The sequence below is a fragment of the Promicromonospora sp. NPDC090134 genome, assembly GCF_044746965.1.
Taxonomy (GTDB): Bacteria; Actinomycetota; Actinomycetes; order Actinomycetales; family Cellulomonadaceae; genus Promicromonospora.
Map to the genome: position 1 here is coordinate 308803 of NZ_JBIVCZ010000005.1, position 18035 is coordinate 326837.

Genomic DNA, 18035 nt, shown 5'->3' on the forward strand with positions numbered 1-18035 from the left:
TCAGTGACCGTCACCGTCGTGGTCCCGACGTTCAACGAGGGACCCAACGTCGCCGCGCTCACGGAGCGGCTCTGCGCCGCCTTCGGGGTGCTGCCCGACGACGGTCGCCGCTCCGGCGTCCCGAGCGGACCCGAGGGCGGCCCCGCTCCGGTGGGGGCACCGGAGCTGGCCGAGATCCTCTTCGTCGACGACTCGACCGACGACACCCCCGACCGGATCCGCGAGGTGGCGGCCACCGCGCCCGTCCCGGTGCGGCTGCTGCACCGCGACACACCCCAGGGCGGGCTCAGCGGCGCCGTCGTGGCCGGGCTGCGCACGGTGGACACCGAGTGGGCCGTGGTGATGGACGGCGACCTGCAGCACCCGCCGGAGCTCGTGCCCGCCCTCGTCACGCGCGGGCGGGAGTCGGGCCTCGACCTCGTGGTGGCGTCCCGGTACACGGGCGACGGCGACGCCGGGGGCCTGGACGGCTGGTGGCGGCACGGCGTCTCGATCGCGTCGGCCCTGCTGGCGCGCTCCATGTTCCCGGTCCGGCTGCGGAACGTGACCGACCCGCTCACCGGCTTCTTCGCCGCCCGCGTGGAGCGTCTGGACCTCGACGCCTTGCACCCGCGGGGCTTCAAGATCCTGCTCGAGCTGCTGGCGCGCAACTCCCTGGCCGTGGGCGAGGAGCCGTTCGTGTTCGGCGAGCGGTACGCGGGGCACTCCAAGGCGACCTTCAGGACGGGCCTGCGCTACCTGGAGCAGCTCGCGGCCCTGCGGTTCGGGCGGATGTCGCGGTTCGCGATCATCGGCGGCTTCGGGGCCGTGCTCAACATCCTCATCCTGTGGCTGCTCACCGCGCTGAGCGTGCACTACGTGCAGGCGGCGGTGATCTCCGCCGTCGTGACGATCCTGATCAACTTCCTGCTGCAGGAACGCTTCGTGTTCCGCGACCTGCGCGACGAGGGTCGCGGCGTCTGGTCTCGGTTCGCGCACTCGTTCGCGTTCAACGGCACGGAGGCGGCGATCCGGCTGCCCGTGCTGTGGTGGCTGGTCGAGCACACGGGCATGTGGCCCGTGCTGGTGCAGGCGGTGACGCTCGTCGTCGCGTTCCTGCTGCGGTTCGTGTTCCACGTCCAGGTGGTCTACAAGCCCCGGCGCACGCAGCCGGCGATCGGCGTCACACCGCCCCTCGGTGCGGATCGTGCCGACGAGCGGGTACAGTAGTCAGGTTGCCTCGGCGAGGGACGCCTGACGGCCGCGGCGGGAGCTGATCCCGCAAGCACTCGGCCGGCGTCCGTGATCGACTGGGCGGCCGTCGGCGGCCCCGGGCGGAGTACCCCTCCAGCACCTCGCCCCGCGTGCCCGCTCCGCGCCCGTCACGTGTCCCGCGCCGACGCAGCCGCCATCTTCGAGTTGCACACATATCTTCCAGGAGTGAGTTCCCATGGCCGAGATCAAGCTCGCCGCTGAGCCCCGCACCGAGTTCGGCAAGGGTGCGGCCCGCCGCATCCGCCGCGACAACAAGATCCCCGCTGTCCTGTACGGCCACGGCACCGACCCGGTGCACGTGACCCTGCCGGGCCACGAGTCGATGCTGGCGCTGCGCCAGACCAACGTGCTGCTCTCCATCGAGCTGGACGGCAAGGGCCAGCTGGCCGTCGCCAAGGACATCCAGCGCGACCCGGTCCGCAACGTCATCGAGCACATCGACCTGCAGGTCGTGCGCGCCGGCGAGAAGATCACCGTTGACATCTCGGTGAACATCGTGGGCGAGTCGGCCCCGGGCACCATCCACCTGGTCGAGGAGCAGACCCTGTCGGTCGAGGCCGAGGCCACGCACCTGCCCGAGTCGGTCGAGGTCTCCATCGAGGGCCTCGAGTCCGGCGCGCAGGTCCACGCCGGCGAGGTCGCCCTGCCGGCCGGCTCGACGCTGCTCACCGACCCGAATGCGGTCGTCGTGCTCATCACCGAGCCGCGCGGCGAGGCCAGCCCGGACGAGGCCGAGGAGTCGGCGGAGTCCGCCGGGTCGGCCGCCGAGGCGCCCGCGGAGGGCTGAGCCCCTCCAGCGACCCGCAGCGTCCCGGCCTGAGCCGGACGTACCGGGTCCAGGCACGACGGGCCGAGGTGGAACGTCCTGACGCGCGCACGAGAGGATCGTGCGCGGCGCGGGTTCCACCTCGGCCCGACCTGTCTCCGCCGTGCCGTCCCCGGCATGGTGCGGCAGTCCGCCCCCGTGAACGCCGTCGTGAAGGGACATGACATGAGCGACCGGCCCTGGCTCGTCGTCGGGCTCGGCAACCCCGGCCCCAAGTACGCCGGCAACCGGCACAACGTGGGGCAGATGGTGCTGGACCTGCTGGCCGAGCGCACCGGCGCACGCTTCTCGAAGCACGCCCGGGCCCAGGCCGTCGTCGCGGAGGCCCGGCTGGGGGTGCTGCCCGGCGGGGCTCCCGGTCCCCGCGTGATCCTGGCGAAGCCGACCACGTACATGAACACCTCGGGCGGCCCGGTCAGCGCCCTTGCGAAGTACTACGACGTCGAGCCCGACCACGTGGTCATGGTGCACGACGAGGTGGACATCCCGTTCGACACCATCAAGCTCAAGGTCGGCGGTGGCGAGGGCGGCCACAACGGCCTGCGCGACACCACGAAGGCGCTCGGCACCAAGGAGTACCACCGGGTGCGCGTCGGCGTCGGCCGCCCGCCCGGCCGGATGGACACGGCGGACTACGTGCTGCGCGACTTCAGCGGCACCGAGAAGAAGGACCTGCCGATCCTGGTCGACGACGCCGCCGACGCCGTCGAGTTGCTGCTCACCGAGGGGCTGCTCGCGGCCCAGGGCAAGTACCACGTGGCCAAGGCCTGAGGCGGCCGCTCCGCCGTACGTCTCGCTCCATGTGCCGGATCCCCAGGTCGCTCGTGTGACCTGGGGATCTGCCGTGTCCGGCGGGGTCTGACAGCGCTGTAGCCAACCGGGTGAACCGGGGGTGATCATGCCGTCCTGGCCGGGCCCGACCGGCATGGTCGCTCCTAGGGTGGCGATGTGGGCAGCACCTTCGCAGTCTCGTCACGCCGGACCCGCCGGGGCCGTCGCCCCCTCGCGGCCTTCGTGGTCGCGGTCCTCGCGGCCTCGTCGGCACTGCTGGCGGTGGTTCCCGCGGCGAACGCGGCCGACCCGTGCGCGCCCGGGAGCAACCCGGTCGTCTGCGAGAACTCGAAGCCGGGCACGTCCCCGGAGGTGTGGGACATCGACCGGTCCGGTGATGCCAGCATCCAGGGCTTCGCCACCGAGATGAGCGTGGACACGGGCAAGCGGGTCTCGTTCAAGGTCGACACCGACGCCCGGGCCTACACGATCGACATCTACCGGACCGGCTGGTACCAGGGGCTCGGGGCGCGCAAGATCACGTCGGTCACGCCGAGCGCCACGCTGCCGCAGCGGCAGCCGGAGTGCGCCTGGGACGTGACCACCGAGCTGGTCGACTGCGGCGGCTGGGGCGTCTCGGCGGGCTGGGACGTGCCGTCCACCGCGGTGTCCGGCGTCTACATCGCGCTGCTGACCAGGACGGACACCGGCGGACAGAGCCACATCACGTTCGTCGTGCGCGACGACGGCTCCACCTCCGACGTCGTCTTCCAGACGTCGGACACCACGTGGCAGGCCTACAACACCTACGGCGGGTCCAGCTTCTACACCGGCGGTGCCAACGGGCGCGCGTACAAGCTCAGCTACAACCGCCCGTTCGCGACGCGCGGGCTGGAGAACGGCCGCGACTTCTACTTCAGCGCCGAGTACGCGATGGTCCGGTTCATGGAGCAGAACGGCTACAACGTCACCTACATCGCGGGTGTCGACACCGACCGTGACGGGGCCCGGCTGCTCAACCACAAGGCGTTCCTGTCCGTGGGCCACGACGAGTACTGGTCGGGCCCGCAGCGGGCCGCCGTCGAACGGGCCCGCGACGCCGGGGTGCACCTCGGCTTCTTCGCCGGGAACGACATGTACTGGCGCACGCGCTGGGAGCCGTCCGCCGCCGGCCAGCCGTCCGACCACCGCACCCTCGTCTCGTACAAGGAGACCTGGGGCCGGGACAAGATCGACCCGTCCAGCGAGTGGACCGGGACCTGGCGCGACCCCCGGTACGCGAGCTCGGCCGCGGGCGCCGGACGCCCCGAGAACGGCGTGATCGGCACGCTGTACACGACCAACTACTCGGACCTGCCGCTCACGGTCACGGCCGAGGACGGCAAGCTGCGGATCTGGCGGGGGACGACCCTGGGCTCGCTGCCCGCGGGGTCCTCGCAGGCGCTCGCACAGCACACGGTCGGGTACGAGTCGAACGAGGACCTGGACAACGGCTTCAGACCGGCGGGCCTGATCCGGATGTCGACGACGGTGGGCAACGTGCCGGAGTACCTGCAGGACTTCGGCAACACGGTGGCGCCCGGCGTCACGAAGCACACCATCACCCTGTACAAGGCCTCGAGCGGCGCCCTGGTGTTCTCCGCCGGGACGGTGCAGTGGGCCTGGGGCCTGGACCAGGAGCACGACGGGAACGGCGCGCCCGCCGACTCGCGGATGCGCCAGGCGACGGTCAACCTCTTCGCGGACATGGGCGTCCAGCCGGGCACCCTGGCCTCGGGCATCACCCCGGCGGCGCGGACGACCGACACCACCGGGCCGACCACCCAGATCACGAGCCCGGCCGCGGGGCAGACGTACCGCGGCGGGGCGAGCGTCACCGTCACGGGCACGGCCACGGACGCCGCCGGCAAGGTAGCCGGCGTGGAGGTGTCGCTCGACGGCGGCAAGTCCTGGCACCCGGCCGAGGGCCGCGCGAGCTGGAGGTACACCGGCCAGGCCTTCGGGTCGGGCGCGACGCAGCTGCGCGCCCGGGCGATCGACGACTCCGCGAACACGGGGGCCGTGGCGACGGTGGGCGCGCAGGTGACCTGCCCGTGCACCGTGTTCGGCACCACGACGCCGCCGAACGGCCCGGCCGACGACCCGTCGGCCGTCGAGCTGGGCATGCGCTTCGTGCCCACGGACAGCGGCTACGTGAGCGGCGTGCGGTTCCACAAGACGTCGGCGAACACGGGCACCCACTTCGGGTCGCTGTGGAGCGCGTCCGGCGAGCAGCTCGGCCGGGTGCAGTTCACCGGTGAGACGGCGAGCGGCTGGCAGGAGGCGTCGTTCACCAGCCCCGTCCCCGTCGTCGGGGGGCAGGCGTACACGGTGTCCTACACCGCGCCCAACGGCGGCTACACCTCGACCCCGTGGGCCTTCCAGACCAAGGGGCGCGAGGCCGGGCCGCTCACCGTCGAGGGCGGGTTCAGCGCCGCGCCGGCCGGCCTCTACGGCGCGCCCGGCACGGTCCCCACCGAGAACTGGGACAACGCCGCCTACTGGGTGGACGCGGTGTACACGGCGAACGACAGCTCGCCGCTGGTCGCCTCCTCGCGTACCCCGGTGCCCGGTGAGGTCAGCGTGCGCCTGGACGCCCCGGTGCGGATCACGTTCTCGAAGAGCGTCGTGGCGTCGTCGATCAGCATGTCGCTGACCGACCAGGCCGGCACGGCGGCCCCCGGGACCGTGGCGTACGACGCCGCCACCCGCACGGCCACCTTCACGCCGTCGGCCCCGCTGGCCGGGTTCGCCACCTACAAGATGGTGGTCTCGGCCCGGACGACCGAGGGCACCACCCTGTCCGACGGCGGCACCTGGAGCTTCCGGACCCTCCGCCCGCCGTCCACGACGTGCCCCTGCGGCCTGTTCGACGAGACGACGGTGCCGGGCGTCACGGCAGCGGCCGACAACGCCGCCGTCGTGCTGGGCATGCGCTTCACGCCGCGGGTGACCGGCAAGGTCACCGGGCTGCAGTTCTGGAAGTCGACCCAGATGACGGGGCCGTTCGTGGCCACCCTGTGGGGGAGCGGCGGCCAGGTGGTCGCGCAGAAGACGGTCTCGGACCCGGTGCCGCAGGGGTGGCAGGACGTCATTTTCGACACGCCCGCCGACGTCACCGCCGGCCAGGAGTACACGGTGGGCTACCGCGCGCCGTCGGGCCGCTACCCGGTGACGCTCGGCGCGCTCGGCGCCACCCGGACGGTCGGGGACCTGAGCACGCCGCAGAACGCGGGCGTGTACCTCTACGGCTCCGGTCGCCCGACCACCCAGACGTCCTCGTCCTACCTCGTCGACGTGCAGTTCGAGCCGGCCGCCGCCGCTCCGACCATCACGTCGCGGACGCCGTCCGCCGCCGCGGTCGACGTGGCGACGAGCACCAAGGTCTCGGTCACGGCGTCGCAGACGCTGGCGACCGCAGGCACGACGCTGACGCTGACCGGCCCCGGTGGGCAGGCGGTGGCCGGCAGCCTCGCCGTCTCCGGCACGACGGCGACGCTGACACCCGGGAGCGCGCTGACGCCCGGCACGGCCTACACGGCGGCGTTCACCGGGAGGACGACGGGCGGGCAGACGCTCGGGCCCACCTCGTGGTCGTTCACCACGAAGGCGGCCGACGGCCAGTGCCCGTGCACGATCTTCGGCGCCGCGGTGCCGCCGGTCGCGTCTGCCGACGACGGCGCGGCCGTGGAGCTCGGCACGCGGTTCACGGCGAGCCGCAACGGCTTCGTCACGGCCGTGCGCTTCTACCGCGGGCCGGCGAACACCGGCACCCAGACGGTGTCGGTGTGGAACTCCGCGGGCACGCGCGTGGCGACGGCCCAGGCGGCGTCGGGCGGGAGCGACGGCTGGCAGACGGTCACGCTGCCCCAGCGGGTGGCGGTGACCGCCGGGAGCACGTACACCGTGTCCTACCTCGCGCCCAACGGCGGCTACGCGGCAGGGTCCGGGTACTTCGCCCAGGCGCGCACCGTCGGCCCGCTGACGGCGCCCGCGAACGCCGGCACCTACCTCTACGGCGGCGGGTTCCCGCAGTTCACCTGGCAGAGCACCGGGTACTGGGTGGACCCCGTGTTCACCGACCAGTAGGACGACGCGGGTGAGGCGGACGCCGCCGTGCGGGCGGCGTCCGCCTCACCGTGCGGCCGCTCAGCGCGCCGACAGCGTGGCGAACACCGTGACCGCGCACCCGTCGCCGTCGCGGACGGTGGTGAGCACCACGCTCTCGCCCTTGCGGGCGAGGTCGACGGTGGTGCGGCGCGGCCGGTTCGTCGTGTCCTTCTCGGCGAAGCCGCCGGAGGTGAACCAGGAGCGGTAGTCGAGCAGCACGTCGGTGCACGCGGCGTCGACGGTCGCGTCGAGCGTGACCTGGAAGCGGCCGTCCGCCCCGGTCACGGAGCTGGAGTCGACGTCGGCCCCCTTCGACACCAGGACGACGTCCTGCGGGAAGCCGGCCACGAGGCCGGAGCCGCTGCCGGTCTGCTGTCCGGAGCCGAGCCTGCCGGCGGCCGGGCCCGTGGAGCCGCCCAGGCCGTTCGCGGGCGACCCGTCCTGCGCCACGGGCGGGATCACCTCGCTGCCGTCGCCGCCGCTCTGGCCGCCGCTGCGTCCGTCCGGCGCGGGCGCCGTCGCCCCGGCCTTGCTCGGCTCGGCCCCGGGTTCGGCGCTCGGCTCGGCGCTGGCGCCTGGCTCCGTGCTCGGCTCGGCCGACCCGGTGCCGGCGTCGTCCGGCTCGTACGACGGCGTGGCCGGGGCCGTGCCGGGACTCGTTGCCGAGGCCGTGCCGTCGTCGGGCGTCCGGCTCGCCTCGGGCGTGCCGGTGCAGCCGGTCAGGACCAGGGCCGCGGCCAGCAGCGGTGCGGCCGCGGCGCTCCTGGACGCGATACTCCTCGCCGCGGTACTCCTACGGTTCGTGCGCATGGTGTCATCCCCTGACCACACTCGGGGACCAGGCCTGCGGGATCGCGACGGCCGGAGCCGTCGAACCGTCCGCGGGCAGGGCCCAGACGTCGGTGGTGCCCGGCTCGTCGGCGCGGGGCAGCCCGTACAGGATCGTCGTGTCGTCGAGCCAGGTGATCTGGTCGTCGACGTTCCGCTCCTCGGTGTCGAGCACGGTGATCGCCATCGTGTCGAGGTCGAGCACCGCAGGGGTCCAGTGCGGCGTGGCCGCACCTGGCTCGCGGGCGTCGTGCTTGAAGGCCAGCCGGGTCCCGTCCGGCGACAGCGAGGGGCACTCCACGCCGTCGAGCAGCGTGACGAGGGTGCGGTCGTCCAGGTCGCCCTGGACGAGCCAGGTGCGGCCGAGCGACTGCGACTGGACCGTCGCGTAGAAGGTCCGTTCGTCGACGAAGGTCACGCCCCACACGTTCCGGTCCACGGGGGCCACCGGCTCGCCGTCGACGAGCAGCGTGAAGTCCTCGAGGTTGCCGGACACGTCGGAGCCGTCGGCGCGGTGCACCGTCGTCTCCGTGGAGAAGCCCGTCGTGGCATACGAGTGGCCGGTCACGAACGCGGTGGTGGCCACCAGGCCGTCCGGCGAGAGCCGGGTGCGGCTCGGGACGCCGGGCAGCGGCCAGCTCGCCGTGGACTGCCACGCGTCGTCCAGCACCTCGGCCTCGTAGGTGGTGACGACGCCGCGGCGGGTGTGCAGGCAGACCGTCGTCTCGCCGTCGGAGTCGACGCGGTCGCAGACGGCGGGCGTCACCTCGCGGGGACCGGACAGGTCGTCCAGCGCGACGGCGGACACCCTGCCGTACAGCTCGCCGGGCGCGGTGCCGCGGAACAGCACGTGCGGGCCGTCCAGCACGTCCTCGGCCACCTCGACCGCGCTGGGGGCGGCCTGCTCGGCCCGGGCGCGCAGCACCTCGCTGGTGACGTACCAGCCGGTGCCGGCCAGCACCACCACGGCCAGCGCGCCGAACGCCGTGCGCCGGGTCGCGTGCGGGCTCATGCGGGCGACCTCCGCAGCAGGTAGGCGCAGACCGGCACGGCCAGCACGAGCGCCCCCGTCGCGATCCACAGCGCGTCGACCCGGCCGGTCGCGTACCAGAGCACGCCGAACCCGGCGGAAGCGGCCATCCGCGCGACGGCCGTGACCGTCTGCGCGGTGCCGATCGCGGTGCCGCGCGCGGCCACGGGGACCAGCGCGCTGGTCAGCGCGGACAGCACGCCGTCGGTCGCGGCGTAGAAGGCGCCGAGCAGGACCAGGGCGACCACCGTCGTCGTCGTGCCCGCGAACGGGGCGGCCGCGCACGCGTACGCGGCCGCGAGCAGCACGTGCCCCCAGACCAGCACGCGCGCCCGGCCGAACCGGTCGGCGAACCGGCCCACGGGCGCGGCGAGCAGCATGTACACGGCGTTCGTGCCCACGAACAGCAGCGGGAACCACTGGGTCGCGAACCCGTCGCGGTCCTGCAGGGCGAGGTAGACGAACCCGTCGCCGACCGTCAGCAGGCCCAGCAGCCCGGCCACGACGAGGAGGCGCACCGTGGCGCCCCGGCGCAGGAAGCTCCAGGAGAACGGCCGTCCGGTGAGCTGGAGGCCGCCGGGCGCCTCGCACGTGCAGCCCTTGCACTTGGGCAGCCCGCGGGACTCGCGGGTGCGGTGGGTCTTCAGCCAGGCGGCCTGCCGGGGCCGGAGGTCCGGGACCAGGAACACGAGGGCGCCGACCCCCAGCACGGCGGCGCCGAGCGAGATCACGAAGACCGTCGTGTAGCCGTCCGGGATGGCCCACAGCACCACGAACGCGAGCAGCGGGCCGAGGGCGGCCCCCGCGGTGTCCAGCGCGCGGTGCACCCCGAAGGAGCGCCCGAGGTTGCGCGGGTTGGCGGACGCGGCGATCAGGGCGTCCCGCGGGGCCGTGCGCACGCCCTTGCCCACCCGGTCGGTGACGACGAGGCTCGCGACGGCCGGGAGGCCCGCGGCGAACAGCAGGCCGACCCGCGTCAGGGCTGACAGCCCGTAGCCGACGGCGGCGACCCACTTGGGCCGGTCGGTGCGGTCCGCGGCCCAGCCGCCGGCCACCCGGACCAGGGCGCCGGCACCCTGGACGAGCCCGTCGACCACGCCGTACGCGACCACCGACAGGCCGAGCGAAGCGGTGACGTACAGCGGCAGGATCGCGGTGACCGCCTCGGACGAGACGTCCGTCAGGAAGCTCACCACGCCGAGCGTGACCACGGTGGACGACACCCGTCCGGCGCGGCGGCGTGCGGCGTCCTGCCGGGCGGGTGGTCGCGCGCCCGGCCGTTCGGGGGACGGGGTTCCGGTCGGTGTGCCGGTCCCTCCCGGAGCAGCGCGGAGGAGCCCTGACATGTCGCTCAGGCTACGGCCGGGGGCCCGGGTCCCGACCGCTCAGGCAGGGGTGAACTGGGTTTCTCACCCGGGTGAGGCGGGCCCGTCCTCGCACGTGCCGGCGCTCAGTGGGCCTCCGCCCCGGCCCACGTCGTCAGGTAGCTCTCCGGGCCGCGCGACAAGTCGTCGACGAGGTCCTGGCCGCCCACGAGCCGCAGGTCCTCCACGTAGTCGGGCACCAGCCCGTAGTGGGCCACGCCGTCGACGTTGACGTCCCAGGTGCGCTCGCCGGTGGTCTGCCGGTCGAGCAGCGTCCCGCCGTCGAACGACCGGAACGGGTACGTGACGGGGTTCGCGGCGGCGTCCGCGCGGGGCGGCGGTGTGCCGCCGAACCCGTTCATGTCGAAGCCGAACCCGATCCCCGCGCCGTACCGGTCGCGGACGGGCGCGGTGCGCTCGTACTCCGCGACGAGCTCCTCGGTGGCGTGGCCGTAGATCGTGGCGAACCCGCCCAGCGCGTACAGCCGGTCCAGGTAGCTCTCGTCCATCCAGGAGTGCGTCGACAGCACGCCGGGGTAGTCCTCGTCCTCCAGGAGGTCGAGGGTCTGGCCGGCGGCCTTCGCGCTCATGTGGTCGACCTCGACCATCATGTTGCGCTCGACCAGGCCGCGGACGGCGTAGGCGCCCAGCCCCGTCAGGCCGCGGGTGTTGCAGACCGTGCCCGGCGGGTAGAGGGGCAGGACGGGCGGCAGGTCGTCCTCCAGCGCGGGCGGGAGCTCGCCGTTGCCCGGGTTGTTGTCGTGCGGCTGGTCCGCGGGGCAGGAGCGCGCGTCCCACCAGGTGCCCGTGGACAGGAACTGGCCGGCGTTGATGACGGTGCCCAGGGTGCCCTGGTCGAACCGCACGCCGCACAGCGCGTTGTCGAACTTGTGGCACAGGTACATCGAGCGCACACCGAGGTCGTAGAGCTCGTCGAGCCCGGCGTCGATGTCCGCCCTGGAACAGCTCGGGATGCGCAGGGTCTGCTTGCAGCCGAACGGCTCCGACGTCTCCACGCCGAGCACGACGGCGAGCTTGCCCTCCTCGATCACCTGCCGCGCCTGCGCGCTGCTGGTCACCACCCGGAACCAGCCGCGGCCCGGTCCGCCGTACTGCTCGTCGACGTAGTCCTGGAGGTCGTAGGTGTCCTGCGCCTGGCGGCGGATCGCCGTCATCTCGTCGCAGCTCTGGTAGGTGCCCGGGTTGATCGAGCACAGCAGGCCGTTGGTGACCAGGTCGTTGACGAGCACGCGCTGCCCGCCGCGCCACGCCCGCTCGACCCAGCGGTAGTACATCTGCTGGTGGGTGAGGGAGTTGTGGGCGGGCCAGTCGGCGAAGGTGGGCCAGCCGGTCGTGTCGTGCGTGCCGATCGGGGAGCCGTCCCGCGTCAGGTTCTCCAGCAGCGCGCCCAGCCCGTGCGGCTCGTGCGACGGGCAGTCCCGCAGCGCCGTCTCGATGCCCTGTTCCGAGAACACCTTGCCGCAGACGGCGGCGCCGCCCATGCCGTCCTGCATGAACAGGTGGCTGTGCGCGTCGATGAGGCCGTACACCGTCCCGTCGGGCCGGGTGCCGGTGAAGGGCGTCCCGGTCACGTTCACCTCGGACTCCGGGGTGGGGAGCGTGGGCCCGGGCAGCGCCCGGGTCCCGCCGCCCGTGGCCGACGCCGGCACGACCAGCCCGGTGCCGCCGAGGCCCAGGGCCAGCAGCGCGGTCACGAGGACCGCGGTTCGTCGGATGCGCCGCACGAGACCTCCCGGAGGGTCAGGGCGAGGCCGCGGCTCCGCCGTCAGGACGGCGCCGTCGCCGTACTGAGGGTGAAACAGTAACAGGCAAGTCCCTCATGGGGTAGATATCCGTCACGCCCCGCTGTGCACCCCGCCCGGGCCGAACCGTCAGCGGCCGTCCGCCAGCCACCGGGGCGGGGCGAACAGCCAGCGCGCGCCGATCCGGGGCGCGAGCGCGCCCAGCCCCAGCCCGACGGCGATCGCCGCCGCCCAGAGGACCACGGGCAGCCACTGCGACTGCGGCGCGGGGATCCAGACCCCGTTGCTGTACAGCAGGTACAGCAGCGCGAGCACCACCGACGTGTGCGTGACGAAGACCGGCAGCGTGCGCGCGCCGATCCAGCGCAGCCCGAGCGCGCCGGGCACCCGGGAGACCAGCACGCTCACCGCCACCCCGGCCGGCACGCCGGCCACGTTGGCCAGCAGGTACAGCCCGGGGACGTCGGCCAGGCCGAGGTCGCGCACCGTGACCTGGATGCCGAGCCAGAGGCCGACGGCGACCAGAGCCCAGAGCCAGGTGACGCGCTCCGCGAACCGTTCGAGCAGGGGCCGCAGGTGCAGGCCGGCCAGGAAGAACACCGCGAACTGCGCCGTGCCGCGCCACGCGATGCTCTCCGGCTCCCAGCCGGCCAGCGCCCACCCGCTCACGGCCGCCGCGGCCACGAGCTGCAGCGGCACGGGGACCCGGCGCAGCAGGCGCGCGAGCACGAAGAACGCGGCCAGCGTCCAGAGGAACCACAGCTCCGACCGGGGGACCAGCAGCGACCAGGCGAGGTCGTGCGCGAGGGTGCCCCAGTCGGCGTCCGCCACCTGGTAGTAGCCCGTGAGCAGGCGCACCACCAGGGAGATCGGCTCCCACAGCACGAAGACCCACGCGAAGTGGAGCAGCTTGCCGCGGGCCAGCCGGGACCACGGCACCGCCGTCCACTTCCCGGCGAACATGCCGGCCACCGCGAAGAACAGCGGCATGCGCAGGCTGCGCAGCGTCTCGTTGACCTCGCGGAGGACGCTCACCTCGTAGCCCGTGGACCATGTCCAGTTGGTCGCGTGGTAGAGCACCACCAGTGAGATGGCGAGGCCGCGCGCGGCGTCGGGCCAGGCGAGGCGGACGGCGCCGCGGCGCGCGAGGGCGGCGTCGCGCGCCGTGGGTGTGCCGTGCCGCGGGGGACCGGAGGGGGTGAACATCGCCGGTCATCGTAGGACAGAGCGGGACGGAAGGCACCGCAAACTGCGGTGTCGGTGCCCAGGAGTAGCCTGGGACCCAGCCCCTCACCACATGACCCCTCCCCGGGTCATGCCCGTGAAGGGCCCGTCGTCGTGCGCCCTCGAAGGAACAGATCTATGAACCTCACCGGCCTCCTCCCCACACTTCTGCGCGATCCTGGCGCGTCCGCCGCCGTGGAGCACGTGCGCACCCGCGGCTTCGCGGACGTGGTGGGCCCGGTGGGGGTGCGTCCGCCGCTGCTGGTGGCCGCGGCCGAGCGGCGCCCCCTAGTCGTGGTGACCGCGACGGGCCGGGAGGCCGACGACCTGGCCGCGAGCCTGCGCGGCTACCTCCCGGAGGAGCGGGGCGACGAGGTCGCCGTGCTCCCCGCCTGGGAGACCCTGCCGCACGAGCGGCTCAGCCCGCGCGCGGACACCGTCGCGAAGCGCCTGGCCGTGTTCCGCCGGCTCGCGCACCCGGCCGAGGGGCACGGGCAGGCGAGCGAGATCCGGCTGCTGGTGATGCCGGTCCGGGCCCTGCTCCAGCCCGTCGTCGAGGGCCTGGGGGAGCTGGCGCCCGTCCAGCTCGAGACCGGCACCACCGCCGACCTGACCGACGTCGCCGAGCGGCTCACCGCCGCTGCCTACACCCGGGTCGACATGGTCGAGCGGCGCGGCGAGTTCGCGGTGCGCGGCGGCATCCTCGACGTGTTCCCGCCCACGGAGGACCACCCGCTGCGGTGCGAGTTCTGGGGCGACGAGGTCACGGAGATCCGCTGGTTCGCCGTGGCCGACCAGCGCAGCCTGGAGATCGCGGAGCACGGCGTCTGGGCGCCGCCGTGCCGCGAGATCCTCCTGACGGACGCCGTCCGGGCCCGCGCGGCGGACCTGGTGGAGACGCTGCCGGGCGCGGTCGAGATGCTCGACAAGCTCGCCGCCGGCGTGGCCGTGGAGGGCATGGAGTCGCTCGCCCCGGTGCTGGTGGACCGCATGGTCCCCGTGCTGGAGCTGGTGCCCGACGACGCGCTGCTCGTGGTCAACGAGCCCGAGCGCGTGCGGCGCCGCGCGCACGACCTGGTGGCGACCACCGAGGAGTTCCTCGCCGCGGCCTGGACCGGCGCGGTCGCCGGCGGCGCGGCGCCCATCGACCTGTCCGCGGCCTCGTTCGAGACCTTCGCCGAGGTGCGCGAGATCGCGGCCCGGCGCGGCCTGGGCTGGTGGACCCTGTCCGCGTTCACGCAGGACACGGAGCTCACCGAGGGGTCCGACGACGCGTCGGCGGGCGCCGGCGAGACCGTGTTCACGATCAGCGCGCGCGACGTCGAGTCCTACCGCGGCGACCTCGCGCGTGCCCTCGACGACGTGCACGGGCTGCAGGTCGCGAGCTGGCGGCTCGTGCTGACCACCGAGGGGCACGGGCCCGCCAAGCGCATGACCGAGCAGCTCTCCGCGGCCGGCACGGCGGCCCGGCTGGCCGTGTCGCTGGAGGAGGAGCCCGAGCCCGGAGTCGTGCACGTGCTGGCCGGTGGCGTGGGCAAGGGCTTCGTGGCGCCCGAGCTCCAGCTCGCCGTCTTCTCCGAGCAGGACCTGACCGGTCGCGCCGGCGCGAACACCCGCGACATGCGCCGGATGCCCAGCCGGCGCCGTAACGTCGTGGACCCGCTCCAGCTCAAGGCGGACGACTACGTGGTGCACGAGCAGCACGGCGTCGGCCGGTTCGTCGAGATGGCCCAGCGCACCATGGGCACCGGCGGCAACCGGGCCACCCGCGAGTACCTCGTGATCGAGTACGCGAGCAGCAAGCGCGGCCAGCCGGGCGACCGCCTGTTCGTGCCCACCGACCAGCTCGACCAGGTCACCAAGTACACGGGCGGGGAGTCGCCGTCGCTGTCCAAGATGGGCGGCGCCGACTGGAAGAACACCAAGGCCAAGGCCCGCAAGCACGTGCGCGAGATCGCGAGCGAGCTGATCCGGCTCTACAGCGCGCGCATGGCGACCGAGGGCCACGCCTACGGCCCCGACACCCCGTGGCAGCGCGAGCTGGAGGACGCGTTCGCCTACGTCGAGACGCCCGACCAGCTCGCCACCATCGACGAGGTCAAGGCCGACATGGAGAAGTCCGTGCCCATGGACCGCCTGGTGTGCGGCGACGTCGGGTACGGCAAGACGGAGATCGCCATCCGGGCCGCCTTCAAGGCGGTGCAGGACGGCAAGCAGGTCGCCGTGCTGGTGCCCACGACGCTCCTGGTGCAGCAGCACTTCGAGACCTTCTCCGAGCGGTACACCGGGTTCCCCGTGACCGTGCGCGCCCTGAGCCGCTTCCAGTCGGCCAAGGAGTCCGAGGAGACGCTCGCCGGGCTCAAGGACGGCAGCGTCGACATCGTGATCGGCACCCACCGCCTCATCACCGGGTCCGTCGCCTTCAAGGACCTGGGCCTCGTGGTCATCGACGAGGAGCAGCGCTTCGGCGTCGAGCACAAGGAGACGCTCAAGCAGCTCCGCACCAACGTGGACGTGCTGGCCATGTCCGCCACCCCGATCCCGCGCACGCTGGAGATGGCCGTGACCGGCATCCGCGAGATGTCCACGCTGGCCACGCCCCCGGAGGAGCGCCACCCCGTGCTCACCTACGTGGGCGCGTACGAGGAGAAGCAGATCGCGGCCGCCCTGCGCCGGGAGCTGCTGCGCGAGGGCCAGGTCTTCTACGTGCACAACAAGGTGGAGACCATCCAGCGTGCCGCCTCCCGCCTGAGCGAGCTCGTGCCCGAGGCCCGGATCGGCGTGGCCCACGGCAAGATGAGCGAGCACCAGCTCGACCAGGTCATCCGCGCCTTCTGGGAGAAGGAGCTCGACGTGCTGGTGTGCACCACGATCATCGAGACCGGCCTGGACATCTCCAACGCCAACACCCTGATCCTGGAGCGCTCCGACATGCTGGGCCTGTCCCAGCTCCACCAGCTCCGCGGGCGCGTCGGCCGCGGGCGCGAGCGCGCCTACGCCTACTTCCTGTACCCGCCCGAGAAGCCGCTCACCGAGACCGCGCACGACCGGCTGGCCACCATGGCCGCCCACACCGACCTCGGCGCGGGCATGCAGATCGCCATGAAGGACCTCGAGATCCGCGGCGCGGGCAACCTGCTCGGCGGCGAGCAGTCCGGCCACATCGCCGGCGTCGGCTTCGACCTCTACGTGCGCATGGTGGGCGAGGCCGTGTCCGCCTTCCGCGGGGACACCGAGGAGGAGGCGCCCGAGGTCACCATCGAGCTGCCCGTCGACGCGCACCTGCCCGAGGCATACATCGCCACCGAGCGGCTGCGGCTGGAGGCATACAAGAAGATCGCCGCCGCGCACGACGCCGGGGCGCTCGCGGAGGTCCGCGCCGAGCTCACCGACCGCTACGGCGTCCTGCCCGAGGTCGCGGGCGCGCTGTTCGACGTCGCCGACTTCCGCAACCACGCGCGGCAGGCCGAGCTCTCGGACATCACGGCCCAGGGCAAGTACATCCGGTTCGCGCCGGTCAACCTGCCGGAGTCGGCGCAGCTGCGGCTCAAGCGGCTCTACCCGGGCACCATCCTCAAGCCGGCCATCCGGGCCATCCTCGTGCCGTTCCCGACGACGGCGCGGATCGGCGGGCGGCCGCTGCGCGGGACCGAGGTGCTGGAGTGGGCCCGGGGCCTCATCGACGCGGTGATTCTGGCGGACGTGGGGGCTGCCGCTAAGGTCGGCACACGCTCGTGACCCCAGGCCTCGCGTCCGTGGGATAGGTGAAACTCGAATTCACGGCAACTCACCCGGACCGTATAGGCTCCACCCGCGTAACCCGCTCATCATGTCGTTTCGTGGAGGACACCGCATGGCACTCGGACATCGCGTGCGTGGACACCGTGCACGCGCGGTCATCGGCTCGATCGCGGCGCTGACCGCGCTCGGCGGCCTGCTGACCGGCTGCGCGACCGATTCTGCCGAGTCGGCGGAGGGCAGTGCTCAGACGGTCGAGGTGCGCACGGAGCTGCGCGCCATGCTGCCGGGTGAGCTGCGGGCGGAGTCCGCTCGCATCGCCGTCGGCACGGAGTCGGGCTACCCGCCCTTCGAGTACACGAACGAGGCCGGGCGCATCGTCGGCTTCGAGATCGACCTGTTCGACGCCGCGTCGAAGCGGCTGGGGTTGAAGTACAACTTCGTGGACATGCCATGGAATTCGCTGATCGACGAGCTGTATGCGGGCAACGTCGACGTCGTTGCCGCGGCGATGTCGGACACTGCTGAGCGTCAGATCGAGTCCGACTTCGTGGACTACTACAACGACAGCGACGCGATCATGGTCCCGGCGGGCAACCCGCAGGGCATCAAGACGCTCGCCGACCTGTGCGGCCGCAAGGTTGCGGTGCTCGGCGGCGACTCAACGCAGCAGATTGCGCTGCAGACGATGAATCAGGCGGAGTGCCAGGCCAAGCCGATCACGGTCATGCCGTTCGACACCGACGCGGATGCCCTGGCCCAGGTACAGGCAGGCAAGGCGGACGCCGAGCTCACCCAGTGGTCGACCGGTGCCTACAACGCGAAGCAGGTCGGCTCGGGCGACATCTTCGAGGTGGCCAACACCGAGATCATCAACCCGACGCCGCTCGGGTTCCGGTTCCTCAAGGGCGACGTCGAGATGGTGCGGGCCTACCAGGCCGCGGTCCAGAGCATCATCGACGACGGCACCTACGCCGAGATCCTGGAGAAGCACGACCTCTCGGTCGGCGCCCTGACGACGGCCACGATCAACAACCAGCCGTGACGCACCGCTGATCGCCGCACCGAGCGGGCCGTCCCACACATCG

At 72.9% G+C, this 18035-nt stretch carries 11 protein-coding genes; 6 read left to right on the forward strand and 5 right to left on the reverse strand.

The window, feature by feature from the left end; translation table 11 throughout:
- The first annotated feature begins 3 nt into the window (after positions 1 to 3).
- The 4 genes from ACIPN7_RS16115 (at position 4) to ACIPN7_RS16130 (ending at position 6979) form a co-directional block, all read left to right on the forward strand.
- Positions 4 to 1209, forward strand: coding sequence for a GtrA family protein (locus tag ACIPN7_RS16115; protein WP_400544004.1), 1206 nt, complete (start codon positions 4 to 6; stop codon positions 1207 to 1209).
- Positions 1210 to 1429: 220 nt separating this feature from the next.
- Positions 1430 to 2041: a 50S ribosomal protein L25/general stress protein Ctc gene (locus ACIPN7_RS16120; protein ID WP_400544007.1), complete on the forward strand. Its 612-nt coding sequence runs from the start codon at positions 1430 to 1432 to the stop codon at positions 2039 to 2041.
- Positions 2042 to 2245: 204 nt separating this feature from the next.
- Complete coding sequence (pth, locus tag ACIPN7_RS16125; RefSeq protein ID WP_400544010.1) at positions 2246 to 2851, forward strand: aminoacyl-tRNA hydrolase; 606 nt, start codon at positions 2246 to 2248, stop codon at positions 2849 to 2851.
- Positions 2852 to 3028: 177 nt separating this feature from the next.
- The gene (locus ACIPN7_RS16130; RefSeq protein WP_400544013.1) at positions 3029 to 6979 is read left to right on the forward strand and encodes a DUF4082 domain-containing protein; all 3951 of its coding nucleotides are present in this window, start codon (positions 3029 to 3031) and stop codon (positions 6977 to 6979) included.
- 60 nt (positions 6980 to 7039) lie between these two features.
- Here the strand turns inward: ACIPN7_RS16130 and ACIPN7_RS16135 are convergent, their stop codons facing one another.
- The 5 genes from ACIPN7_RS16135 to ACIPN7_RS16155 form a co-directional block, all read right to left on the reverse strand.
- Positions 7040 to 7810: a hypothetical protein gene (locus ACIPN7_RS16135; protein WP_400544016.1), complete on the reverse strand. Its 771-nt coding sequence runs from the start codon at positions 7808 to 7810 to the stop codon at positions 7040 to 7042.
- Between the two features lie 4 nt (positions 7811 to 7814).
- A complete protein-coding gene (locus tag ACIPN7_RS16140) occupies positions 7815 to 8840 on the reverse strand; it encodes a hypothetical protein (protein ID WP_400544019.1) in 1026 nt (341 codons plus the stop codon).
- Positions 8837 to 10204, reverse strand: a complete 1368-nt coding sequence (locus tag ACIPN7_RS16145) for an MFS transporter (RefSeq protein ID WP_400544022.1) — start codon at positions 10202 to 10204, stop codon at positions 8837 to 8839. Before ACIPN7_RS16145 ends, ACIPN7_RS16140 begins: the two co-directional genes overlap by 4 nt.
- A gap of 104 nt (positions 10205 to 10308) precedes the next feature.
- Complete coding sequence (locus ACIPN7_RS16150; RefSeq protein WP_400544025.1) at positions 10309 to 11967, reverse strand: Coagulation factor 5/8 type domain-containing protein; 1659 nt, start codon at positions 11965 to 11967, stop codon at positions 10309 to 10311.
- Positions 11968 to 12114: 147 nt separating this feature from the next.
- The gene (locus ACIPN7_RS16155; protein WP_400544028.1) at positions 12115 to 13191 is read right to left on the reverse strand and encodes an acyltransferase family protein; all 1077 of its coding nucleotides are present in this window, start codon (positions 13189 to 13191) and stop codon (positions 12115 to 12117) included.
- A gap of 156 nt (positions 13192 to 13347) precedes the next feature.
- Here ACIPN7_RS16155 and mfd point away from each other — a divergent pair, with 156 nt between their 5' ends.
- Both mfd and ACIPN7_RS16165 read left to right on the forward strand, forming a co-directional pair.
- Positions 13348 to 16947: a transcription-repair coupling factor gene (gene mfd, locus ACIPN7_RS16160; RefSeq protein ID WP_400544031.1), complete on the forward strand. Its 3600-nt coding sequence runs from the start codon at positions 13348 to 13350 to the stop codon at positions 16945 to 16947.
- A 115-nt stretch (positions 16948 to 17062) separates the two neighbouring features.
- On the forward strand, positions 17063 to 17992 hold the full coding sequence (locus ACIPN7_RS16165; protein WP_400544033.1) for an ABC transporter substrate-binding protein: 930 nt from the start codon (positions 17063 to 17065) through the stop codon (positions 17990 to 17992).
- Positions 17993 to 18035 lie beyond the last annotated feature (43 nt).